This is a genomic window from Ensifer adhaerens (genome assembly GCF_020035535.1).
In the GTDB taxonomy this organism is placed as follows: domain Bacteria; phylum Pseudomonadota; class Alphaproteobacteria; order Rhizobiales; family Rhizobiaceae; genus Ensifer.
This window is the reverse complement of the sequence record NZ_CP083350.1, coordinates 2,959,637-2,983,176: the sequence shown is the minus strand read 5'-3', so window position 1 is coordinate 2,983,176 and position 23,540 is coordinate 2,959,637. Positions and strand designations below refer to the sequence as shown.

Below are 23,540 nucleotides of genomic sequence, written 5' to 3'. Positions count from 1 at the left end.
CGAATTTGCCTCTTTCGCTTTGGCTTCTTAAAGAGCGTTGCCACCCTACTAGTCCATGCAATCCATAGCTGCACAATCATCAATTTTCGCGAAGCTGTGAGGCTGTTTCACTCGACCGCCGGGCGGGCCGCGCAAAAGGTGAGCCATCACGCGTTTGCCGATGCGGCCTCGAAGACCGCTCGCTGTGCTGCAAAGGCGCGTTTGTACGCGGGTCGCGCTTCGCCACGGGCGACATAGGCGGAAAGGTTCTGAAATTCGTCCAGCAGCGCCGATCCCTTCAGCCGGAGCAAGACAGATATCATCTGTAGGTCGCCCACACTGAAATTGCCGTCGAGCCACGCGGCCTCGCCAAGGCGGTCGGAGAGTTCACGCAGGCGCTTGCGGACACGTTCCTCGACGGCCGGCAGGCGTTGCTCATACCAGGTTTCGTCGCGCTCCAGCAGCCTGGCGACTTCGCGCTCGATGATCGGCGGCTCCACCGTGCTGAGTGCGGCGAACATCCAGGTGATTGCGCGGGCCCGGGCGTTGGCGTCGACCGGCAGCAACCCTTCGTGGCGCTCCGCGATGTGGAACACGATCGCTCCGGATTCGAACAGCGCGAGATCGCCTTCCTCATAGGTCGGAATTTGGCCGAAGGGGTGAAGCGCGAGATGCGCTGGCTCCCTCATCGCTTTGAACGAAAGCAGGCGGACGTCGTAGGGCTGACCAACTTCTTCGAGCGCCCAGCGAACGCGCATGTCACGGGCCAGTCCCCTACCGCGGTCCGGCGAACGTTCAAAGGCGGTAATGGTGATAGGCATCCTCATCCTCCATGGCTGTCTATCCTAAAGACGGCCGGCCGAGCGAATTCCCGACATTCGGCTACGGCGCTCTCGCATTCCACTTGAGCTTCCCCAGGGGGAAGTCCGTTCCGTAACGGGAACTGTTGCCAGCGGCACATGCGTGTGGGGCGCGAAACATGAACAATTTTTAATTGTTTTTCAGCGTGTTGCGCCATTGAAGCGGCCAGATTGGCGCCCAATTTCGGAAGTGTTGGCACGACGCGAGCTTTCTTCCAAAGAGGGAGCCACCGCCGCCCAATTGGTCGAACAGATCAGCAGGGCCCTTTACACGTGCGCTCACCCGCAAACGGACCATGCTGGCTGTGCGAATATCGTCTTTTGGCGCTGAGGTCGCGGCCCTTCGCGGCGGCCGATGCTGCGCCAATCGAGAAATACGGAGGCGCTGATGGCCAGTCGATCAAGTATTGCGATCCTAGTCGCCGCCGGTCTCGTGTGCGTGGCCGCCGCTGGGGTCAGTGTAACCCGGACGGCCCTGCAAAGCGAGGCAAAGCCTGCCCGTGGCGTCTCTACGGACTCCAAACACGGTGGTGCCATCTCCGTCGAAACGGCCACGGTTACGCTCAAGGACGTACCCGTCATCGTCCACGCCCTGGGCAATGTCCAGGCACCCGACACCGTACAGGTCGGTGCTCGTATTGCGAGCCAGATCACAGCCATCCACGTCAAGGACGGGCAGATGGTCAAGGTGGGAGATCCGCTTTTCACATTGGATGACCGAGCGATGCGAGCGCAGCTCGCGCGCGACACGGCAATCGTTGCGAAGGACACGGCATTGCTTTCGGACGCGAAAACAGAACTCGAGCGTGCAAGAACCCTGCGCGACGACAAGACGGGAACGCAGCAGACTTATGATACCGCCCTCTCGGTGCAGCAGTCGGCCGAGGCGACGCTTGATGCTGACCGGGCCTCCGTCGAGGCCGATCAGGTCGCGCTCAGCCTGACGCAGATCACCGCACCCATCAGCGGCCGCCTCGGCGTTGTCCAGGTCACTCTCGGTGATCTCGTCGGCCAGACGGGCGCAACCTCCACCAACCTGGTGACGATTACCGCGATCGACCCGATCGAGGTTGCCTTCCATTTGCCGGAAGAGCAGTTGCAGACGTTCAAGGCGCTGCTGGATCAGGGCAAGCCGCCGCGCGTGCGGGCCAAGCTCAGCGGCTCGGAAACAGCCATAGGCGAGGGCGTGCTCGATTTCATCGACTCCTCGGTCGACGCCACCTCCGGCACGATCACCATGCGGGCGACCTTTCCCAATGGCGCGCAAAAGCTATGGCCGGGTCAGTTCGTCGATGTTGATATCGAACAGGAGCAATTGCACCAGGCGCCGGTCATCCCGAGCGTTGCGGTTCAACCGGGCCAGAACGGCCCCTTCGTCTTCCATGTGAAGGACGACAACACGGTGGAAACACTGGCCGTAAAGCCACTGTTCGATGACGGCAAGCTGGCCGTGATCCCTTCGGGGCTCACGCAGGGTGAAAAGGTCGTGGTCGAGGGACAAGCCCGTCTGAAGCCGGGCGACGCCGTCAAGGTGGTGCCTCCTGCCGCACAACCGCTGACGGATTGAGGAATTTCGGGAGTGAACGAAGATGCCACTGTCCGAGTTCAGCATTCGCCGCCCGATCGCCACAGCGCTGCTGTCGGTTGCGCTCATCCTTGCGGGCGCATTCAGCTATCTCGTGCTGCCGATCGCAGCTCTGCCGCGGACCGATTTCCCGGTCATCAACGTCTCGGCGTCGCTGCCCGGCGCGTCGCCGGACACCATGGCGACCTCGGTCGCAACGCCGCTCATCAAGCAGTTCGCCACCATTGCGGGGATCGACACGATCTCGACGACCAATTCCCTTGGCTCCACATCGATCTCGATCGAGTTCGTGCTCGGTCGCAACATCGACGCCGCTGCCGCCGATGTGCAGGCGGCGATCACCAGGACGCTAAGGCTCCTGCCACAGGACATGCCGGCGCCGCCAAGCTATCGTAAGGTAAACCCGGCCGATGCCCCGGTTCTACTGCTGGCGCTGAAGAGCAATACGGTGCCTCTTACCGACCTCGATGCGATCGCTCAGCAGGTGATATCCCCTACGTTGTCCGTGCTCGACGGGGTGGCCGAAGTGTCCATCTTCGGCAGCCAGCAATTCGCGGTGCGCATTCAGATGCACCCGGATGCGCTGACGGCGCGTGGCATCTCCGTGGATGCGTTGAAAACCGCGGTCGCTGCGGCAAACGACAATTCGCCGCTTGGCACCGCGCGGACGAAAGACCGCCAAGTGGCGATCGTCGCCGATACACAGCGCATGAACGCCGCGAACTTCTCCAACATCATCATCAAGAGCGACAACGGCAAGCCTGTGCGGCTGGGCGACGTCGCGACGGTGATCGATTCCATCGCCAACGATCAGACGGCGAGCTGGCATGATGGATCGCGCGCCATCATCCTGGCAATCCTGCGCCAGCCGGACGCAAACACGGTACAAGTCGTCGACCGGGTGCAGGCGCTACTGCCGTCGCTGCGCCAGTCTCTACCCGCAGCGGCCAGCATCGAAACGCTCAACGACCGGTCGGTCTCCGTTCGTGGCGCGGTCCACGACGTCCAGTTTACCCTCGCGCTGACCGTTGGCCTCGTAATCCTCGTCATCTTCGTCTTCGTGCGCCGCCTCTGGGCCACGCTTATCCCGGCATTGGCCGTGCCGATCTCCATCATCGCCACCTTTGCCGCGATGTATCCGCTCGGCTTTTCGATCGACAATATCTCGCTGATGGCGCTCACACTCTCCGTCGGTCTCGTGGTGGATGATGCGATCGTCATGCTGGAGAACATCGTTCGGCACATGGAAGAGGAAGGTAGCGACGCCTTTTCGGCAGCCCTTGCCGGTTCGAAGGAAATCGGTTTCACCATCGTTGCAATCTCCCTGTCGCTGGTCGCAGTGTTCATACCGGTGCTGTTGATGGGCGGCGTTATCGGCCGGATTCTTCACGAATTCGCCGTGGTCGTTACTGTGGCGATCCTCGCTTCCGCCTTCGTATCGCTCACGTTGACGCCGATGCTCGCCGCCCGGCTGCCTGCCAACAGTGAAAGTGCCGGAGGCGGCGTGCTTACGCGGCTGGACCTTGCGTTCGAACGCGGTTTTGCGCGCATCCTCAAGACCTACGAAGGGCTGCTTTCCTTCTGTATCCGGCAGCGCGCCCTGGTACTTCTTCTCTTCCTGTTCACCGTGGCGATCACCGCCTACCAGATTGTTTCGATCCCGAAGGGCTTCTTTCCTCAGGAGGATATCGGCCAGCTCCAGGTCACCACCCGGGCCCGTCAGGACATTTCCTTTGCTGCGATGTCTGCGCTTCAGTCCAAGGTCGAAGCGGTCTTTGCCAAGTCGCCCTACGTCGCCCATGTCGCAAGCACGATCGGATCGGGCGGGGCATCGACGGCCCTCAACACCGGGCGCCTTTTCGTGGAACTCAAACCGAAGCGCGACCGCCCGCCGCTCGAAACCGTTCTTGCGGAATTGCGCCGGGAGCTTGCGGCAATTCCCGGCATCCAGGCGTTCATGTCGCCGATCCAGAACCTCTCCGTCGGGTCGCGCGCCTCCGCCAGCCAGTATCAGCTGGTGCTCCAGAGCCTCGATCAGCCGCTGATGAACGAGTGGGCGCAAAAGCTCCGCGACGCGATGAGTGCGGATCGCGCGTACTTCACCGACGTCAACAGCGACCTGCAGATCAATGCGCCACAAACACGCCTGGTCGTCGATCTCGATAAGGCGGCAACGCTCGGCGTCGATGCCAGTCAGCTGCGCACGACACTCTATGGCGGCTTCGGCGCAGAGCAGATCTCCACGATCTACACGGCCGGCGACAGCTACGAAGTCATCATGGAACTCGATCCGAGCATCGAGTGGTCTGCCGACAGGTTCGCTGAACTGCGTGTGGGCGGCGCGAATGGTGCGCTGGTGCCCCTCGGCGCCTTCGCCCGCATCGAAACCGTCTCCGGACCACTCACCATCAATCAGCTCGGCCAATTGCCGGCCGTCACCATATCCTTCAACCTGCCGGCCCAGGTCGCTCTTGGCAACGCGCTTGCGGAGGTCGCTCGTCTCAAGACAGAGATCGGCATGCCCTCAGAAATCGCCACCCGAAACTACGGCACGACGCAGCTCTTCCAGGATGCTGCCGCCAACCAAGGTTTCCTCGTCCTTGCGGCCATCGTGACGATCTATCTCGTGCTCGGCGTTCTCTATGAAAGCCTCATCCATCCGCTGACCGTGCTCTCCGGTCTGCCGTCGGCCATCTCCGGTGCGCTTCTCGCAATTTATTTTTGCGGCTTCGACCTCTCGATCATCGCGATCGTCGGCGTGTTGATGCTGATCGGCATCGTCAAGAAAAACGCGATCATGATGATCGACGTGGCGCTGGCGCTGCAACGGTCCGGCAGTCCGGCCCGAGAGGCGATCCAAAGGGCCTGCCTGATGCGTTTCCGCCCGATCATGATGACATCCGCAGCGGCGATCATGAGCACATTGCCGATCGCGATCGGCAGCGGCGCAAGCGCGGAACTGCGCCAGCCGCTTGGCGTCGCGGTGGTCGGCGGTCTTTTGGTATCGCAGTTTGTGACGCTCTTCGTGACGCCTGTGATCTACCTCTACATGGAGGATCTGACACGGTGGATCTCACAACTGTTCCAGCTTGGGTCATTCAAGGTACGGCGTGAACGGCAGCAGCCAGCAGCCGCCGGCCGAGCTGTCGCAGATACTCCGGACCATCAGGCCGATACATGAAAGTTCGCCTGCGGCAGAGGACTCAGATGGATGTTTCCGAACGGCTCCGGCGCGCGAGTTCATAGGCGATGGCCGCAAGGATGGTGAAAACGATGAGCGCCAGTCCCAGCGCATTGACCGCCGGCGTGAGGCCTGTGCGAACCTTCGTTGCGATGTAGACGGTCAAGGGCGTCTCGGTGCCGCGAACGAACAACGTCGTGTTGTAGTTCTCAAATGATTGCAGGAAGGCGATGCAGGCTGCCGCCAGCAAAGAAGGCTTGAGATAGGGCAACAGGACCCGGCGGAAGACCAGGAGGCGGGAGGCGCCGAGGTCGACAGCGGCGTCCTCGAGCGTCCGGTCGAACCGCTGCAGGCGCGCCGCGACCATCAGCATGACATAGGCGGAGATGAAGCTCGACTGCGCGACGATGATAAGCAGCGTACCGCCGCCGACGCCGGCCTGGCGCCACAGCACAAGCGTGGCGATGCCAATGGCGACACCGGGGGTCAGCATCGGCGAGACCATCAGCGCATAAAAGAAGTTGCGTGAACGATCCTGGAGACCGTTGAGGAAGAGCGCGGCGGCAGTTCCGATCGGCAGCGAAATGGCGATCACCCCGATACTAATGAGGATCGATAGCCAAAGCGCCTGCCACATGGCGCTGTCTGCCCAAAGCGCGGCGAACCAGTCGAGTGTCGTGCCGAGCCAGGGTGTGACTGTCGGAAACTTGCTGGTGTTGAACGTCGCCACCGCCATCACCGCCAAGGGCAGGAACAGATAGGCAAAGAACAGCGCCATGTAGGTGGCGAAGATGAACCGCGGAATGAGGCGGCCGAAGGTTGCCAACAATCCGACCGATGGGATCGTCGCAAGAGACACTTTGCTGGACATGCTCATTTGGCCACATCCGCAAGATTGACGCGGAAAATCTTCAACGCCGCCATGACGACGGCCATACACAGCGCGAGCAGTACCAGCGCATAGGCTGCGCCACGGTTCCAATTGCCGCCTTCGAAAAACCAGTTGTAGATGATCTGCGTGAACCAGCGGCTACCGGGCGCACCCAGCAGGGCCGGCGCCACATAACTGCCGGCGGCGAGCATGAAGGTGAAAACGCAGCCGGTCGCGATCCCCGCCTTGGCGTGCGGGATGACGATCCGGCGATGGATCTGAACGGTCGAAGCGCCAAGGTTGCGGGCGGCCTCGATCTGTGCCGAGTCCAGCGTGCTGATCGAGTTGAAGATCGGAAACAGCATGAACAGGATATAGGCGTAGACCATGCCGGCGAGCACGCCGAAATCACCGAACCAGCGCAGCGGCGCATCGATCACGCCCAGCCAGAGAAGGGCGGCGTTGAGCGGTCCGTTGAAGGCAAGCAGAATGTACCAGGCGAGCGTCCGCAGCACCTCGTTGATCCAGAAGGGAATGATGAGGGCAACGGTCACCAGCGCAACCGCCTTGCCCTTGGCGACCTTTGCCAGCCAGAAGGCGATCGGATAGGTGACGACGAAGGTCGTCGCCATCACCAGCGCGCTCGCCCATATGGTCTTGAAAAAGATCGCTCGATGGACCGGGTCTGAGAACAGTGCCGCGAAATGGGAAAGTGTGTAAACATCTTCCGGACCTCCCACCTGTGCTGGCGTCAGGTTCGGCCGGAGCGAGAAGTCGAGCATCATCACGTTCGGCGCGAGAACCATCCCCAGCAGCCAGACGGCAACGCAGATGACGATTGCGCTCCCGAGCCCCGGGCCAAATCGTTGAAACAGGCTATGCATCTGCAAGAACCAGCGCTTGCGAGGAAGAGAACGACAGTCGGACAGGCGTTCCGGCCGCCGGCGCCTCCGCCAGCCGGTGATGCGGCAGGGCGGCCGCCAGACGGTGCCCACCGTCCGTCTTTGCGTGCAGCATTGCGGTCGCGCCTTCGAATTCGAGTTGTTCGGCGACAGCTTTCAAACCATTGCGGTCGGCTTCGCCGGCAAGTGTAATAGCCTCCGGTCGGACGTAGACTGCGGCACGATCCCCGACCTTGAGTCCACCGCCGCTGCGACCGGTGAAAATCCCGTGCTCGGTCTCGATTGCGGCCATGCCGTCGGCAATGCGCTCGACACGCCCCTGGAACGCGTTGGTCTCGCCGACGAACCGGGCGACGAAGGGCGTGGCCGGGTTGGCATAGAGTTCCAGCGGCGCTGCCACCTGCTGCAGCACGCCCGCACTCATCACCGCCACACGGTCCGACATCGCCAGCGCTTCCGACTGATCGTGCGTGATATAGACGAAGGTGACGCCCGTGCGCTTCTGCAAAGCGCGGAGTTCTGCGCGCATGTGCTGGCGCAGCTTCAAGTCGAGTGCCGAAAGCGGCTCGTCGAGCAGCAGGACCTGCGGCTCGACCGCAAGCGCACGCGCGATCGCCACGCGTTGCTTCTGGCCGCCGGAAAGCTCGTGAACCATCCGGTCCCCGTAACCGGGAAGGGCGATCAGCTCGAGCAATTCTTCGGCGCGTCGCCGCCGTTCGGCCTTGCGCACGCCGCGCACTTCAAGCCCGAAGGCGATGTTTTCCCACACGGGCATGAGCGGGAAGAGCGCCAATGACTGAAAGATCATCGAGGTCGGCCGTTGGGCAGCACCGATCCCGGCCATGTCTCGGCCACCGATCAGGACACGGCCCGCGGTCGGCTGGACGAAGCCGGCGATCAGCCGCAGGATTGTCGTTTTCCCGCAGCCGGAGGGGCCGAGGATCGAGAAGAACTCACCGCCTTCGATCGCGACGGACAGTTTTTCAACTGCGCGAGTCTTGCCGAAGGTCATTTCGATGTCTGTGAGTTCGACGGAGCGGGACATAGCTGCTTCCTTGAAAAAGTGGCGGGAGCCAAGCCCCCGCCGTCTGGTGTTCGCCCGCTTAGGCGGAAAGGAACTTGTCCTGGTATTCGTTGCGCAGTGCGACGAACCAGTTCTCCTGCACCGGCCACCACCAGAGCTTCTCCAGCGCATCGCCCGGATAGGCCGCTGCAAAGAAGTTGCGCGACGCTTCGGAAAGGAACTTCTCAGCACCAACGGCCGTGGTGTTGATCGAGGTGTGGTTGGCGTAGAGCGCGCCGGCTTCCGGCGTCAGCACCCAGTTCAGGAAGGCGTAGGCCTGTTCGACGTTGGTTGTGCCGACGGGGATGGAGACGCCCTCCATCCAGGTCAGGGCACCTTCCTTCGGTGCGACGAAACCGATCGGCAGGCCTTCCTTGGCCAGGCCGGCGGCTGACGAATCCCAGGTCTGGCCGATGGTGACGCCATTGGCGCGGAAGGCGCCCTGGGCCTCGTTTTCGTTCGACCAGAACTGCGCGATGTTGCCCTTGCGCTGAATGGCCTCGGCGAGGATGACGTCGTAGTTCGCGCGCATCGTCGCTTCATCCTTGAAGCTGTCGCGCATCGGCTTCGGCAGCTTGCCCTGCACCTCCAGCCAGAGACCCAGGCCAACGAGGCCGGAATGGCCGCGGACGGTGGCCTTCCCGGCCATTTCGGGCTTCCAGATGTCGCCATAGGAAGCAGCGCCATATTCGAGCGGCGCGGTGTTCTTGTCGAAGCTGATGGCCTCGGTGCCCCAATCGGTCGGGACCTGATAACGCTTTCCGCCAACGACGGCACCAAGCGTCTCCGAACCCTTTGCGGCACTGACGAGCACGCGGTCCCAGAGCACCTTCGTCTCGTCGATCGGCTGGATGAGGCCCAGTTCGACGTAGTTCGGCACACGGTCGACGGCCGGCCAGATGATATCGTAGCCGGTACCGTTGCTCGCACGCATCTGGTTGAGCAGTTCGTCGTTGGTGCCATAGGGCGTGTAGACCGGCTTGATGCCGGTGTCTTTCTCGAACGCCGCCAGCATTTCGTCCGAAATGTAGCCCGCCCAGGCGAAGATGTTCACGCTACCCGAGGATCCGGCGGCATAGCCCACGCGGGATACGAACGGGGCTGCGAGCGACAGGCCGGCAACGGCGGCCGCACTCTTCATCAGTCTACGTCGGCTAACAGGCATCATCGGGGAGCTCTCCTTGGTGACGGCCGGGGGATCGGCCGCCTGCTGGGCTCCGCTCATAGGGTTGCTCTGTGACAGTCATGCAAAGGAGACCGTGCCAAAATAGGGGTCGGTCAAAGGTATGTACCCTTTGCTGCAATCTTCATCGAACGGTCATTTGTTTGTCGGCGGACTGACATATTCGGCCACTAGCCGGAGGACCAAATTCAGGGGGCGGTCCGCAACCACCTCCTGGCTTGTTTCCCATGAAAGGTTTGGAACGATGACATCCGCTGGCGTAAAGGGTATCGGCATTTCGGCACACAGGAGGGCGGCTGACCTCTCGGACTTCGGCGCCGAGCTGGACATGATCGAGGCGCTGGGTGTGGACTCGATCGAGATTCCAACCTTCGATCTCGATGTTGTCGTCGGCGGGCGCGTCCGCAGGCCGCAACTTGCCGCCTTGCTCAATGCTTGCCGTGGCCGCGATGTTCTCTATTCCGTCCACGGTCCACTCGCCATCAATTTCATGGACGAGGCCTGGCGCCTGCCGCGCCACTTCGAGGTCCTGGAAGCTTCTCTGGAGGTCGCGGCCGAAATTGGGGCCGAACATTATGTGATGCATTCCGGCCTGGCCCTGCGCCAGCAGGCTGCGGGCACCGAGGCTGCGTATGAACGGCAGCGCCACGCACTCTCGAAGGCTGGCGACCTGGCGCGACAGCATGGCCTGATCCTGTGCGTCGAAACACTGTTTGCAGACTTCAAGGGGGACGGCTATGCCTCGTCTCCGAGCCGGCTCGCCACGGAGCTTGCCGCCATCGCACACGACAATGTCATGGCGACCATCGATTTCAGCCACTCCTATCTGAAACTCGATTTTGACGGCAATCGCGACGGTTTCGTCGCCGAGATTGCGGCATTGGCGCCCTACGCCAAGCATCTGCACGTTCATGACAGCTTCGGCCGCCAGGACGATATCTGGATGTATACGGAAGGCGAGCGGCTTGCCTATGGCCATGGCGATCTCCACCTGCCGGTCGGCTGGGGCGATATGCCGTGGCAGGCGCTCATGGCAGAGTGCATCTTTCCCGAAGGCGTGCTTTTCAACATCGAGCTCAACCAGCGCTACTGGTATGCGGCGCAGGAGTGCATCGAGGCAACACGAGGCCACGCCCGTTCCGCGCGAATTGGCCGCACTGCGGCCGCGGCTTGATTTCAGCAACCTTGCCGGCGTCCGCACCGACGAATTCCTCGGTGCGGTACCGCCCGGTGGGGGATTGGCCAGCAAAGCACGGCCGACTATATTCGCCAGCACGCTCACGGCTTCCTGCTTCCTGTTCCAGGGGGCAGATTATGCCAAAGCGAAGCTCACTTTTCGCAAAGCCGCCGTTCGCCGTAATAGGGCTGGTAGGTGCAGTCCGACGGCCGGAAGGAACGATAGTTGCGGGAGCAGGCCGTGATATTGCAAGACTGCGGGTTAGCCGGGCTTTCGACGAGCGTTCCTGCCGCGGGTGCCTGCATCGCTTCCCGCATGAAGTCCCGCCAGATGTGCGCCGGCAAGGCCCCACCGGTTACCCCCTTCATCGGGGTGTCGTCGTCATTGCCAACCCATACGCCGGCGACCAGTGGTTCGGTAAAGCCGACGAACCAGGCATCGCGATTGTTCTGGCTGGTGCCGGTCTTTCCGGCCGCAAAGGCGCCGGGCGCTGCTCCACGCCCAGTTCCGCGCTCGACAACCAGCTGCAGAAGGCCAACGAGATCGGGTTGGTAAGCGGATAGATCAATGGAAGGCGCGGTCTGTGCGCCGACACGAAACGCCTCCGGCTGTGCGGCCGCCTGGAAATCGATGATGCCCCAGGGCTCCACGGGAGCCTTGCCGAGGTGGACGGAGGCATAGGCGCTGGTGAGATCAAGCAAACTCACCTCCGACGTGCCGAGCGCCAGCGACGGTGTGTTGGCGAGCGGCGCGCTTATGCCGAGTTCGCGGGCAGCGGCGATCACCTTGTCGAGCCCCACCTCCTGCGCAAGCGCCACCGTCGGCGCATTCAGCGACCGGGCGAACGCCTCGGCAATCGTGACCCAGCCGCGATAGCCGCCGCTGGAGTTTTCCGGCGACCAGCCGTTGATGTCGATCGGCGCGTCCAGGACCTGATCGTTCAGGGTAAGCCCGGCCTTCAGGGCCGCATAGTAGACGAAAAGCTTGAACGTGGAGCCCGGTTGCCGCTTCGCCGTGACCGCGCGGTTAAACTGGCTTTGCTTGTAGTCACGACCGCCGACCATGGCGACGACGGCACCGTCCGGCGTCATCGCCACCAAGGCCGCCTGGGAAGCGCCCACCTTCTTTCCTTCGGTGTCCAGAGCATTCCTCACGACCCGTTCAGCGATCTGTTGCAACTGCGGGGACAGTGTCGTGCGAACCGTCGTTGAACCCGGAGATGCGCCCGCGATTTCGCTTACCTGCGGCGAGACCCAGTCGGCAAACCAGCTGCCTGAACGGGGTGTGGGTGCCGTCGGGTGAAGCGTGGCGAAGCTCGCCTTGACATCGGCTGCCTCGGTTGCGGTGATTTTGCCATTGGCGACCATCGTGTCGAGCACGACAGCCGTGCGTTGCCGTGCACCGTCAAAATTGTCGATCGGGTTCCACTGGCTCGGTGCCCGCAACAACCCGGCCAGCATCGCGGATTCCGGCAGATTGAGTGCGCCGATGTCCTTGTTGAAATAGATCCGCGCGGCCGCGGGCATGCCAGTCGCGCCGGCGCCGAGATAGGCGCTGTTGAGGTAGCGTGTCAGAATTTCCTGCTTGCCGAGTTTCCACTCCAGCCAAAGCGCGATCACGAACTCCTGTATCTTTCGCTTTATCGTTCGATCGCTGTCGAGATATTGCAGCTTGATCAACTGCTGGGTGATGGTGCTACCACCCTCGACCACCGAACCGGCTTCGAAGTTCCGGACCAGCGCCCGACCAATTCCCCTGACATCGACCCCGAAATGGTCCATGAACCGGCGGTCTTCGATCGACAGCACGGCATCGATCAGTTGCGGCGGGAGTTGATCGAATTGTGCATAAGGCCCTTGATAGGGCCCTTGCCGCACCAGCGGTCCTCCGTCCGCCGTTTCCAGCACTACGATGGGCTTGAGGGTTCCATCCCGGATCTCACTCCAGGGGACATCCTTCAGCGCCCAGATGAGCACACTTCCCGGAAGAAGGAGGCAGGCGAGGAGAGCCAGACCTATGACAATCTTCCAGCTGCTTGACCTCGCGGAGGTGTTCGGGCGATCTTTGGAGGGCTTTTTGCGTAGATTGCGAAGTCGGCTGCCGACGTTCGCCAGGGCAGCCACGAACCGCTCGCGGGGACCGTCGACGACGGCAGGCGCCGCGTCGTCTCCATTCGAAGGCCCGAACCTCGCTTTAAGATGGGATGCCGCGAGCTTGGCCTTCTCACCGGCAAAGGTCGAGCCCACCTTCAAATCGTGGCCGAGCGCACGCAGCAGATGGCGAGCTGCCTGTCCGCTTTGACCGAAGGGTGTCGGGGGAGAGGTCGGTTCCGCCGATTGACCGGGTTCGTCCGACGGAGCCGGAGCGCCCGTCCGGAGCTCGACATGCTCGACAGTCGATTCCGAGTTCTCGGGGTGATCGGCACCTTTACGGGTGGTGTTGGCAATTTGGGTCGAGGTCTTGGGAGGGCGTGGCATCGGTAACCGCTAAAAGGATATTCCGGAATCTAGCGCGACCTTGTGGCCTGACAATGTTCTTGATGCATTATGGAATTGGCTGCCGGGCAGATGTTTCCAACAGAGAAAATCGCCCTCGAAACGGTGGCCCGGCGGGTTCGAAAGAGCTCCCGCAAAACTTATTGTACGGGTTCGGCCTGCGGCGGCCGCGCTCTGTCAGCGCTGAGGACTGGTCTGGGAACGGGACCGCGTATTGCCGGTGCAAAGGCGACAAGAAACAGGGCCCATGCCAACATCCAGCATGCAGCCGCGGCGGCTATGGGATCGAAATAGGCGCTGCCGATCCAATCGGCGGGAACCCGGATCATCGTGGCAAAACAGATAAGCGTGAAGGCGCATGCCATCTTGCGGTCAAGTATGAGCAAGCCTTCGTCGCGGACCATCGCCGCACGCATCATGAGTGCCGCCATCATCGTTCCCATTGCCCCCATGGTTGCCGCATGCGCGGCAGCCGCCGGGGACAGCCGATCTGGATACATGATCGCGAAGCCGATGAGCAGACAAGCCGCCGGCGTCCAGGCAAAAGCCAGATGCAGAATGAAGAGTGCCGGATAGCCTCGGGCTCTGAGGCTTTGCCAACCGCGCATTTGCGAAGCGAGCGCCAGGCCGGACAACACCAGCGCGATGCCCTCTGCCGTCGATTGTCCGGCGGCGTTGAAGCCGGTCGCCGCGAAGATCCCGCCAATTGCGAGGTACGAAAGTCCGGCCTGATCCCGAACGAGACCGGCCTCGCCGGACCGTTCGAGCCAGGAGCGTGTGAAAGCCGGCGCCGCACGACCGCCGATCAGGATAATCAAGACGAGGAAAATCCGCGGCACGCCGTCGGCTGGGCCCGGTTCTCCGAACCGCCACAGGAGGCTCAACACGCCAATCAGCGCCATCGCGAACGGCGCCCAGAACCGGTGCGCTGCTCCACCAGACACAACGCCACGGAAGAGAACCGCCGCGATGAGCACGAAGTAGGCAGACATCCCGATTGCGGTGGCGACGATCGGCAGACAAGCCGAAAACGCCGTCGCCAGACGGGCCGCGCACCAGAGAACGGTCGCCAACATCGTGACTTCAGGTGAGACCGGGCCCTTCTTTGTCCAGGCGGGCAGGGCAGTCAGCAGGTAGCCTCCCGCTGCCGCCCCGGCCATGCCGAAGAGAAGCTCGTGGCGATGCCAGTCAGCCTTGTCCGGCCCGATCCCATCGGGAAGAAGCCAGACCACAGGCGTAACGAGCCCCCATAGACCCGCCAGAAAGAAGAGGGGTCGGTGTGGCGCCTGCCAGACCGAAGTCGACGCCTTTGGCGGTGAGATCATCAAACCGTCTGGGGGCCGGCCTCGAAGCGCGGAAACAGGACGGAATTTTCGAGATGCATGTGCGTGACGAGATCGTCGGTGAGTTTACGCAACCCGGTATAAAGTGCGGTCCACGAACCGCATGCACCCTCCGGCAGGGAAAGCCCGTGAGTGACATGCTCGATCGTTCTTAGATGTTCCACCTCGTCGTCGTGCTCGCGCCGCATCTGCGTGATCGGATAGGAGATCGCCTCGTTGTCGCCACGCTGCATCATCGGGAAGAGGACGAGCTCTTCCTTCATCATGTGGCTTTCAAGCTCGTCCCGTAGTGCCTCAAGGGCCTGGGAAAGCCCGATCGGTGCCGACGGATGGCCGCCGTGGACGCGCTCCACCTTCTGGGCAAGCGGGATCAGCCAGGTCAGCTCAGCACGATGCGTTTGATGGTACCGGTGAAGGAGATGCGTGATCAGATCGGCAGTCTCCTCGGGTGCATCTCGACTTGCGGAACGCTCAAGCGCTTCCAGTTCCGTCAGCAGCGCCGAAGGGGCGATGCCGGCCTTGAGCGCGGCTTCAGACAGCAACATCTTGCCACCGCAACAGAAGCTGATGCCGTAACGGCGGAAGAGTTCCGCGGCCCCCGGTAGTTCGGCTGCGATCGTGGCGACTGTGCTTTCGAGGTTGAGAGCGGTCATCATCTGTTCCTTGTTGGATGCTTGCTGACGGGATCCGCGCGACGCCAGAACGACCTCGAACGCACTGAAATCGTCTGCGATTGGCGGCAACGCATATTCCCCGTCCTGCGCCGGCAGACTTTCGGGCGGTCGTGCGACGCAGAGGTCGTTCTTGTCTAGGTGGGGGGAGAACCTTCGTCTTTGTGCCGGCGCAAACAGTCCGTGCCGCATATCGGTTCGCGCGCCGATTTGTCGTGCCGGTTGGTTCCGCCCGATGCGGCGAGAGAGATGACGCTTAACGGAAAGTAAATGTCACGCTCGGGTCACGCGACAAGGAGATGAGCTCGCGATATTTTGCAGGGTCATTTCAAACCCTCGCAATGCCGTTGATAGCGCTTTCGGTTGCTTCAGATTGGCCAGAGACGACGCGGCATCCCGTAAGGAGTGGAATATCATGCGCCGCTATCTGTTCAACATCTATGCAGCAGGCGTCGTCAGCCGCGACGAAGTTGGCCGGAAATATCCGTCAGACGGTCCAGCTGTCGCCTATGGCCAGAGGATTGTCGATGAGTTGACCAAGGATGACGACTATCACGACGCTGTCATCGATGTGGTCACGGCGTCGGGGCGTCTGGTTGCGCGGCTGATATCGCGAGACGCGCCTTTGGTGCATCATGTGAGAGAACCCACACGGCAAGTCTCGTTGCATTGAGCCCTTGCCGATCTGGCTCGGGATGTGGCCCGTCCTGGGTGGGCCGAAGCGAAGCCTACGCAGCCTGTTCATGGCCTGCATTATGGTCGAACAGGGCGCGCGCCGCCGCCGCCAACAGGTCAGTTTGCGAGATCAGTCCCAACACGTGATGGTCTTCATCGACGATGATGACCGCATGAATCGCTCCGCTGGTCAGTGCCGGCAGCAGGCTCATCGCGCGCTCGTCAGCGCGAGCGACCACTGGCGCCGCGAGGTTGCTGCCGACAGTGGCACCGGGCTCGGTCAACTCCCTGAGCCCAACTGTGCCAACAAGCCTCTCGTTCCCATCCTTCACGGGAAGGGCGCGGATATTGTGCTTGAGAAGCAAGGAGCGTGCGTCCTCGCTGCTGTCGTCCTGATGGACGCAGATGACGTCGCGCGACATGATATCCCGGCATAGAATGTGAGGCGTCGCCCGGATTGCCGCCTGCAATTCCACCTGGCGCAGCACGCGATCGAGGTCCTCGCGGCTAATGTCGAACGTTTCGTCCAGCGCTTCAAGCGCGGCGTCGACATCTGCACCGGTGAAACCGACCCGGCGGCTGGCTGGCGGATCGATCGTTGCGTGCGTATTTGCCGGCGGCGCGACGACGTGCGGGTAGTTTCGTCTCGCCAGTTTGTGAAACAGGATCCCCAGCGCCACCAGCAGGAACGAATTGAGGGCGACAGGCACCAGCGGGAAGAGAAGCCCCCAACTTGCAACGACGGGTCCGCCGAGCACCGCAGTCAGTGCCGCAGCGCCGCCTGGCGGGTGCAGGCAACGGGTAAACGACATCACCGCAATCGCTATCGCCACCGCAAGACCGGTTGCGATCAACGGGTCCGGCACGAACATCGCGCACAGGACGCCGACGAACGCGGAGATCGTATTGCCGCCGACGATCGACCATGGCTGGGCAAGCGGGCTCGCCGGAACCGCAAAGAGCAGAACCGCGGATGCGCCCATCGGCGCCACGATCAACGGGAGGCTGGCACCGCCACCAAAGATACTGCCACTGATCATGCCAGTCAGGAGGATGCCGACCAACGCTCCGACGCACGCAATCAGGCGCTCTCTCAATGTCGCGCCCGCCAGGATCGGCGCGAAGAAACGACGGCCCGGTGGTTGCGAGGGCGTTGGATTGGGCGAATTGGTCATGCAGTCACCTGTGGCAGTGCGTGGTCGATATTTTCAGTGGACGCCAGCATCGGCAAGCAGTGCGCGGCGCAGGATGTCGATCGCAGGCGACGGGGCCTCCTTGCGATAGACCAGCAGCGTCTGAATCTCGCTCAAGGAATGGATCTGAGCAGCGCCCGGCCAGTCCATCAGTTCAAACACCGATCGAGGCACGACACCGATCGCATCGCCGGCTGCAACGCTCGCCAGTATGGCGTGATAGGAGGAAACCTCCTTCGTCGCAATCGTTGTCGACGACCGTGCCCATTGCTCTGCGACACGACGATAGGTGCATCCGGGTTCGAGTGCCGCCAGCCAATTCACGCGCACGTCGAGTGCGGTCTTAATCGGCGGATGCGATGCGGGCAGGACGATCAACACGTCTTCGCGGTAGATCGGATCGCTATCGAGTTCCTTGAGAAAGTCGGATCCCGGTATCGCGATATCACCTGGTAAACGAGCGATCAGAGCGCAGTCGATTTCTTCCGCGACCACGGCCCGGGTCAGCTCCTCCGTTGACCCCATGGTGAGCCTCAGCGCCAAGCTCGGGTGCGCTCGGTTGATCGTCTGCAGAACCGGCGGCAGACGGCTGGCGGCGGTACTCTCCATGCTACCCAGCCGCAAAATATCCGGCATAGCCGTCGGCTTTAGCGCGTTGCGCGCCTCGTCCGCGAGCGCCACCAGCCGGCTGGCATAGGATCGGAAAACGCGCCCCTCGCGCGTCAGCGTCATCTTCTTGGCGTCGCGGTTGAACAGACAGGCGCCCAATTCTTCCTCGAGTGCGCGAATTCGGTTGGTGACGTTGGATGGTGCACGGCCAATCTCGGCGGCAGCACGGGTCACGCTGGTGCGCTCGGCGACCAGAAGGAAGATCTCAAGGGTCGTGAAGTCCATTTTTATCTGCGAAAGGAATGAAGCTGCTTTATTGTTCTCGAATTGGAAACGATAATCAAGGTGATCCGGTGAAACTGCGTTCGAAACATTCCCGGAAACGGAGAAAGGCCGTCGATCATGTGCACGCCTGATGAGGACGATATTCCGCCGGGCTTTTCGTCACCGCCGTGCCTGATGCATGAGGTGGATCCGGTCTATATGGGCATCGAGTTTCCGAAAGCGCTCCCGGTTGCGCAATGGCGGGAGCTGGAGAGAAAAAGGCTGATACCCGCGCGGCAGGGCATTCCGAGTGCAGAACGGTCGGCAAGCACAGACGCCATCGTCACCGCGCTCGACCAGCTTTTGCCCAACGTTCGAGGCGAAACGATTTCTTTGTATTGGCCGTTCCGTGGCGAACCGGATTTGCGCGCGTGTATGAGCACGCTGATCGCCCGTGGTGCAGACTGTGCGCTTCCGGTGGTGGTCGCCAAGGCAAAGCCTCTGGGCTTTCGGTCCTGGCGCGCCGGCGAGGCGCTTGAGAAAGGTGTTTGGGGGATACCGATTCCCTCCAACGGACGGGATGTTCAGCCGACCATCGTCATTGCTCCGCTCGTCGGGTTTGACGAGAGTGGTTTTCGCCTGGGTTATGGCGGGGGCTATTACGATCGCACGCTCGCTGTCCTTCAATCGAAGCCATTCGTAATCGGCGTCGGCTTCGAACAGCAAAAAATGGAGAGCATCAGACCACAATGGCACGATATCGCGATGGATGCGATCGTGACCGAAGGACGGACCCTTTCATGCGGTCCTGGTCAGGGGCTGAATGGTGCAAGTTCTGCGAACTGCAGATAGAAGCCGAGCGACAGGATGGCAACGGCGAGAGCAACGGTGCGCGAGGCGAACCGTGCCGCCAGCCATGAGAGCGCTATGCCGGCAACGACTGCCATGGCACCCAGCGACGGCCCTTGACGACTGAATGCCAGTCCCAAGGCGGTCAACCCAGCCGTCATCGCGAGCGTCGCTCGCACCGCATCGCCACGCGATTGCTGGCGACCGCCATTGCGCACGAAACTCAACTCCGTCAGGCTGAAGGCCATTGAAACGCTCAGCAGCAGCGACAGCAGCAACCCACTCCACATCATCCGACGATCCCTTGGTTGGATGTTTCAGATGATGTGAAGCAAGAGTTGGGCCATCTGCGCGGAGCCGTGTTTTCCGCGCTGGGGCACCCGATCTGCGGGAAAAACCAGCGAACATGGACCCGATTGCCCGTTCCTTGTGCAATATCACGTGGCGGTGAAGGCCTGGGCAAGGTCGAGTTTCAGGTCGCGTTCGCTTTCGAGACCGACGGACATGCGAAGCAGTCCGTCGCCGATGCCCGCGGCAAGACGCGCCTCGGCGCCCATCGACGCGTGGGTCATCGTGGCCGGGTGCCCAATAAGGCTCTCTACCCCACCGAGCGACTCCGCCAGTGTGATGAGCCTGATGTTCGATACAAAGCGCCGTACTGCCTCGAGGCCACCATGAAGATCGAAGCTCAGCATGGCGCCGAACCCCAATTGTTGCCTGCAGGCCAACCCATACGCCGAATGGGAGGCGAGACCCGGATAGTGAACGGCACTGACCTGTGGCTGTGCTTCCAGAAACTCTGCAAGCGCCATCGCGGTGATCTGCTGTCGTTCGATGCGCGCGAACAGGCTTCGAATGCCACGCAGCGTGAGATAGCTGTCGAAGGGAGACCCGGTTACGCCTGTGAGGTTCGCCCAGTCGCGGAGCGGCTCGACGTCGGCCGCGTTGGCAGCAACGACGACGCCACCGACAACATCGGAGTGGCCGTTCAAATACTTGGTGGTGGAGTGGACGACGAAGTCGGCACCATGCGCGATCGGCCGCTGCAGCGCCGGCGACAGAAACGTGTTGTCAACCGCAACCTTGGCGCCTGGAATGGGCGATTTCGGCAATGGCGCCGATGTCGGTGACCCGCATCAAGGGATTGCTCGGTGTTTCGATCAGCACCAGTGTGACCGTTGGCGAGCAGGCTCTTGCCACGGAAGCATGATCGGACTGGTCGACGAACTGCACGTCGAAATGACCTTTGGCCTGCCTGGACGCCAGGAGACGGTAGACGCCTCCATAACAATCATGGGGAGCAACGACCTTCTGTCCCGGGTTCAACTGGTCGAGAAGCAGGTTGATCGCCGCCATTCCCGACGAGGTCACGACCGCGCCGGCGCCGCCCTCAAGCAAGGTGAGTGTTTCCGGAAGCAGGCTCCGGGTCGGATTGGCTGTGCGGGAATACTCGAAGGCTTCCGGGGCCTCCAAGGCCGGGAATACGTAATTGCTAGACAGGTAGATGGGAGGTGTGACGGCGCCGAACGCGCTGTCGGTTGCAATGCCATTGACCGCTGCGATCGTGCGTGCGTCCCTCGGGCCGATTTCCATCTGTGTCTCCAATGAAAGAATGCAAGGGGCAAAACGCCTTGAACTGGCGGCTTTTCCTTGGGTGCGGTTCAGTTTTGACCGGCGTTTTTGCCGATCGGCTAAAGATGCTCCTTCCGCTGGACGGTTGTTTCCGTCCTTCGGTTCTTGAACCAGTCTCCAATGCGTGACCTGATGCCTTGGCTTCGGTCACAGAGTGGCGTTCGGCTCCCGGTTTCCCATTCTCCTGAAAGAGCGCAGCCCAGTCCTGCCGGGCTCGCTAGACGAACATCAGGACAACCGGGATATCGTCGACGCGCTTTCCATGGGGGTGCCGCGCGGCTCATAGGCGCGCTGGTCACGCAGGATCTGGAAGGCGATCGTCAAAAGCTTGCGCGCAATCGCCACGCGCGCCTTGTTGGTTCCTCTGATCTTCAGGTGCTCGTAGTGGGCGCGCAGCTCAGGATCACTGGCGACGGCCGGCGTTACCGCCTCGACAAAGGCCCAGCGCAGCCACTTGTTGCCCTGCTTGATGATCTTGCCGTGGAAGGTCTTGCCGCCAGACGAATAGGTCGACGGCACCAGTCCCGCATAGGCGGCCAGCTTCTTCGGGTTGCGAAAGCGGGATATATCGTCGATCTCCGCCTCGATCAGCCGGGCGAAGAATTCGCCGATGCCGGGGATCGTCTTCAACAGCTTGACGTTGGCATTGGCCTTGGTCAGTGCCCGGATCGTTGTCTCCGACTGCTTGATCCGCCCATCGATGTCGCCGATGAAGGCGAGGCCACGGTCGATCTGGACGCGGTCGATCGCGGAGAGCTCAATCTGCGCCAGCTGGATGCGGCCGGCCTTGCCAAACAGGTCGCCGAGCTTTTTGAACTGGGCCGTCTGCTCCGGATAACGATCAAACACCGTGACGATGCGGTTCTTCGTCATTGTGCGCAGCCGCACGTAAAACATCCGCTCGCGCAGCGCGACACGCAACGCGCGGGCCTTGTCGCTCGGTGCCCAAGCCTCCGGCACCAGATCGGCGCGCAGCAGATGCGCCAGCACCGTCGCGTCGATCTTGTCGGTCTTGATCTTGGCGTCGGCGATCGCCTTGACCTTCAACGGATGGGCGAGAACGACATCATCACAAATGTCGTCGAGCCAGTCGTACATCACCATCCAGTTGCGGGTTGCCTCGACAACCGCATGGCTGTTCTCGCGGTAGCGCTCGAGAAAGCTGTCCAGCGACTGGCGGTCGTTCTTCACCCGGCCGGATCTGAGCGTCTTACCGCTGCTGTCCTGCACCACCAGGTGGCTATAGGATTTGTGGTAGTCGACCCCGATATGGTAATCATAGGACGCAGTCATGCTTCCAACTCCCGTGTTGAGATCTGCAAAACCCCAACAGGATAAGCCGAAAGGCTGGAAGCGTGACTGTCCCTCGATCATCATCGCCATCTCAATGATCCGTTCTCTCAGCGGGCGTGGCCTCTTTCATGCCACCTCCTGATCTGAGCTTGCTGCGATAAAGCTCCCGGAATCATTCCCAATTTGAGAATGATATCTCAATGTCATTCTCATAGTTGCCAAACGTCAAGTGATAAGCGAGGTTGGGATGGGTAGGGCAGAGGACGAAACGGCGGCGGCTGCACCACCGATTGATAGATGGCCGCCGCAAGCATGCGTTCCCAGCGGTGCAAGATTCTCCACCTCGCTGCGGAGGTGCTGTTTTCGTGATTTGGTTGTAGGCTTGTCGGTAGCTTCCAGAGGCAACCGGGAGGGTGTCATGAGTGACCATGTCTACAAGAAAGTAGAACTTGTCGGCAGTTCGAAGTCTTCCGTCACCGAGGCGATCGAAACGGCGATTGCGCGGGCTTCGAAAACCATGCGAAATCTCGAATGGTTCGAGGTCGATCAGATCCGGGGCCACATCAAGGATGGCGAAGTGGCACACTACCAGGTGGTCATGAAGGTCGGGTTCCGAATTGACGACTGACGCGGGATCTGGCTGATCCCAGCGTTTGTGCCGTGCCATCGACCCTCAAACCTGAATAGGCTATGGCACTCGCTTAAAGCGAGTTCGTTGCCGGCGTCCTGACGTCAGGCAATCGAGCAGGTTGACGAAGCGGCGGGCGCTGCGCCGAGCGCGATGGATCGATGATGGCTGAACGACGATATGGCGAAGCGCCACCGAAGACCGAAATCACCATTGCCGGCGCGGATTGGTATGGCCGGCAGATCGAACGCGAGCGTCACCAGAACACTCTGTTCACCGATCTCGACCTGACCGAGGCACAGACGGTTGGCGTCGTCTTCCACGAATGCACCTTCCGGCGCGCCCGCTTCAATGCCTCGTCGCATCAGGCGAGCGCGTTCGTGAACTGTACCTTCGTGTCCTGCAAATTCTTCGACAGCCGTTTCACCGAGTGCAAGTTCGTCGGCAGCATGTTCGATGCCTGCGATTTCGATCAAATGCAGGTCGCGGGCGGCGACTGGTCCTTCGTCGGCTTGCCCGGTGCCGCTCTCGGCCGCGCGTCCTTCAAGGACACCCGCCTGCGGGAAGCGGACCTGACAGGCGCCTCCTGCAAAGGCGGCTCGCTGCGGGATGTCGACCTCTCCGGCGCCTGGCTACACGGTGTCGATTTCACGGCCTGTGACCTCCGGGGCAGCGACCTCAGTGCGATCGACCCGGAGAATGTCCAACTCAAGGATGCGATCATCACGATCGACCAGACCATCACCATTGCAGAGGCGCTCGGCCTCGACGTACGGCGGAAATGACGCTCTTGAGGAGCGGAGCTGACGCACCGTCTTCCTCGGGTGCCCAGGGGCTCCGAGAGACCAGATCACTCGGCTGTAAGGCCGTCGAAAACCTCGAGCATGGCTTCGCTGATGGCTTTGCCGAGCGCGGCTGCAGTTTCGGCGAGAGTCTCTTCATCCATGTCGCGAGCGGCCATGGCAAAGGCGGCGCCTTCGGCCGTGACGATTTCCTGGGCGCGCTGTATGGCCCAAAGCGCGAAGTCGCTGCGGCCGCTGATCTCGACGGTTTCCATGATGTCTCCTGCTAGGTTCGAGCCTGTGGC

Annotated in this window: 20 protein-coding genes and 1 pseudogene; 7 read left to right on the top strand and 14 right to left on the bottom strand. The window is 61.7% G+C overall.

Going from position 1 to position 23,540, the window contains the following annotated elements:
• Positions 1 to 146: 146 nt before the first annotated feature.
• Positions 147 to 800 (bottom strand): glutathione S-transferase family protein, encoded by a 654-nt coding sequence (locus LAC81_RS33630; protein WP_223728917.1) that lies wholly within the window; start codon positions 798 to 800, stop codon positions 147 to 149.
• Between the two features lie 427 nt (positions 801 to 1,227).
• On the opposite strand from LAC81_RS33630, the gene LAC81_RS33625 reads away from it, so the two are divergent.
• Both LAC81_RS33625 and LAC81_RS33620 read left to right on the top strand, forming a co-directional pair.
• A complete protein-coding gene (locus LAC81_RS33625) occupies positions 1,228 to 2,406 on the top strand; it encodes an efflux RND transporter periplasmic adaptor subunit (RefSeq protein WP_223728916.1) in 1,179 nt (392 codons plus the stop codon).
• A gap of 22 nt (positions 2,407 to 2,428) precedes the next feature.
• A complete protein-coding gene (locus LAC81_RS33620) occupies positions 2,429 to 5,605 on the top strand; it encodes an efflux RND transporter permease subunit (RefSeq protein ID WP_223728915.1) in 3,177 nt (1,058 codons plus the stop codon).
• A gap of 22 nt (positions 5,606 to 5,627) precedes the next feature.
• Here the strand turns inward: LAC81_RS33620 and LAC81_RS33615 are convergent, their stop codons facing one another.
• From LAC81_RS33615 to LAC81_RS33600, 4 genes are read right to left on the bottom strand one after another with little or no spacing between them, the layout of a single operon-like run.
• Positions 5,628 to 6,482, bottom strand: coding sequence for an ABC transporter permease (locus LAC81_RS33615; RefSeq protein ID WP_223728914.1), 855 nt, complete (start codon positions 6,480 to 6,482; stop codon positions 5,628 to 5,630).
• The gene (locus tag LAC81_RS33610) at positions 6,479 to 7,360 is read right to left on the bottom strand and encodes an ABC transporter permease (protein ID WP_223728913.1); all 882 of its coding nucleotides are present in this window, start codon (positions 7,358 to 7,360) and stop codon (positions 6,479 to 6,481) included. The genes LAC81_RS33615 and LAC81_RS33610 overlap by 4 nt, the downstream gene beginning before the upstream one ends.
• Complete coding sequence (locus LAC81_RS33605) at positions 7,353 to 8,423, bottom strand: ABC transporter ATP-binding protein (RefSeq protein ID WP_223728912.1); 1,071 nt, start codon at positions 8,421 to 8,423, stop codon at positions 7,353 to 7,355. The genes LAC81_RS33610 and LAC81_RS33605 overlap by 8 nt, the downstream gene beginning before the upstream one ends.
• 58 nt (positions 8,424 to 8,481) lie before the next feature.
• Positions 8,482 to 9,666 carry an extracellular solute-binding protein gene (locus LAC81_RS33600; protein WP_223728911.1) on the bottom strand — a complete coding sequence of 395 codons (1,185 nt, stop codon included), beginning with the start codon at positions 9,664 to 9,666 and terminating at the stop codon, positions 8,482 to 8,484.
• A gap of 202 nt (positions 9,667 to 9,868) precedes the next feature.
• Here LAC81_RS33600 and LAC81_RS33595 point away from each other — a divergent pair, with 202 nt between their 5' ends.
• Entirely contained in the window at positions 9,869 to 10,798 is a 930-nt protein-coding gene (locus LAC81_RS33595; RefSeq protein WP_223728910.1) for a sugar phosphate isomerase/epimerase family protein, read from the top strand.
• Between the two features lie 155 nt (positions 10,799 to 10,953).
• On the opposite strand, the gene LAC81_RS33590 is transcribed toward LAC81_RS33595, so the two are convergent.
• From LAC81_RS33590 to ric, 3 genes are all read right to left on the bottom strand, one after another.
• Complete coding sequence (locus tag LAC81_RS33590) at positions 10,954 to 13,278, bottom strand: PBP1A family penicillin-binding protein (protein ID WP_223728909.1); 2,325 nt, start codon at positions 13,276 to 13,278, stop codon at positions 10,954 to 10,956.
• Between the two features lie 158 nt (positions 13,279 to 13,436).
• Positions 13,437 to 14,621, bottom strand: a complete 1,185-nt coding sequence (locus tag LAC81_RS33585) for an NnrS family protein (RefSeq protein WP_223728908.1) — start codon at positions 14,619 to 14,621, stop codon at positions 13,437 to 13,439.
• The gene (gene ric / locus LAC81_RS33580) at positions 14,621 to 15,292 is read right to left on the bottom strand and encodes an iron-sulfur cluster repair di-iron protein (RefSeq protein WP_113537279.1); all 672 of its coding nucleotides are present in this window, start codon (positions 15,290 to 15,292) and stop codon (positions 14,621 to 14,623) included. Before ric ends, LAC81_RS33585 begins: the two co-directional genes overlap by 1 nt.
• Before the next feature lie 433 nt (positions 15,293 to 15,725).
• Between ric and LAC81_RS33575 the strand changes: the two genes are divergently transcribed.
• Positions 15,726 to 15,983 carry a DUF6894 family protein gene (locus LAC81_RS33575; RefSeq protein WP_113537262.1) on the top strand — a complete coding sequence of 86 codons (258 nt, stop codon included), beginning with the start codon at positions 15,726 to 15,728 and terminating at the stop codon, positions 15,981 to 15,983.
• A 55-nt stretch (positions 15,984 to 16,038) separates the two neighbouring features.
• On the opposite strand, the gene LAC81_RS33570 is transcribed toward LAC81_RS33575, so the two are convergent.
• Both LAC81_RS33570 and LAC81_RS33565 read right to left on the bottom strand, forming a co-directional pair.
• Complete coding sequence (locus LAC81_RS33570; protein WP_223728907.1) at positions 16,039 to 17,160, bottom strand: HPP family protein; 1,122 nt, start codon at positions 17,158 to 17,160, stop codon at positions 16,039 to 16,041.
• Between the two features lie 33 nt (positions 17,161 to 17,193).
• Positions 17,194 to 18,072, bottom strand: a complete 879-nt coding sequence (locus LAC81_RS33565; protein WP_223728906.1) for a LysR family transcriptional regulator — start codon at positions 18,070 to 18,072, stop codon at positions 17,194 to 17,196.
• Positions 18,073 to 18,189: 117 nt separating this feature from the next.
• On the opposite strand from LAC81_RS33565, the gene LAC81_RS33560 reads away from it, so the two are divergent.
• Entirely contained in the window at positions 18,190 to 18,903 is a 714-nt protein-coding gene (locus LAC81_RS33560) for a 5-formyltetrahydrofolate cyclo-ligase (RefSeq protein WP_223728905.1), read from the top strand.
• On the opposite strand, the gene LAC81_RS33555 is transcribed toward LAC81_RS33560, so the two are convergent.
• The 3 genes and pseudogenes from LAC81_RS33555 to LAC81_RS33545 form a co-directional block, all read right to left on the bottom strand.
• Positions 18,864 to 19,193, bottom strand: coding sequence for a hypothetical protein (locus LAC81_RS33555; RefSeq protein ID WP_162768721.1), 330 nt, complete (start codon positions 19,191 to 19,193; stop codon positions 18,864 to 18,866). The genes LAC81_RS33560 and LAC81_RS33555 overlap by 40 nt on opposite strands.
• A 144-nt stretch (positions 19,194 to 19,337) precedes the next feature.
• A pseudogene (gene metB / locus LAC81_RS33550) lies at positions 19,338 to 20,493 on the bottom strand (cystathionine gamma-synthase).
• 267 nt (positions 20,494 to 20,760) lie between these two features.
• A complete protein-coding gene (locus LAC81_RS33545) occupies positions 20,761 to 21,825 on the bottom strand; it encodes an IS110 family transposase (RefSeq protein ID WP_223724852.1) in 1,065 nt (354 codons plus the stop codon).
• Between the two features lie 418 nt (positions 21,826 to 22,243).
• Between LAC81_RS33545 and LAC81_RS33540 the strand changes: the two genes are divergently transcribed.
• Both LAC81_RS33540 and LAC81_RS33535 read left to right on the top strand, forming a co-directional pair.
• Positions 22,244 to 22,453 (top strand): dodecin, encoded by a 210-nt coding sequence (locus LAC81_RS33540; protein WP_057249612.1) that lies wholly within the window; start codon positions 22,244 to 22,246, stop codon positions 22,451 to 22,453.
• Between the two features lie 164 nt (positions 22,454 to 22,617).
• Positions 22,618 to 23,238: a pentapeptide repeat-containing protein gene (locus LAC81_RS33535; RefSeq protein WP_223728904.1), complete on the top strand. Its 621-nt coding sequence runs from the start codon at positions 22,618 to 22,620 to the stop codon at positions 23,236 to 23,238.
• A gap of 65 nt (positions 23,239 to 23,303) precedes the next feature.
• Here LAC81_RS33535 and LAC81_RS33530 read toward each other — a convergent pair whose 3' ends face one another.
• Complete coding sequence (locus LAC81_RS33530) at positions 23,304 to 23,510, bottom strand: hypothetical protein (protein ID WP_113537269.1); 207 nt, start codon at positions 23,508 to 23,510, stop codon at positions 23,304 to 23,306.
• Positions 23,511 to 23,540: the final 30 nt, after the last annotated feature.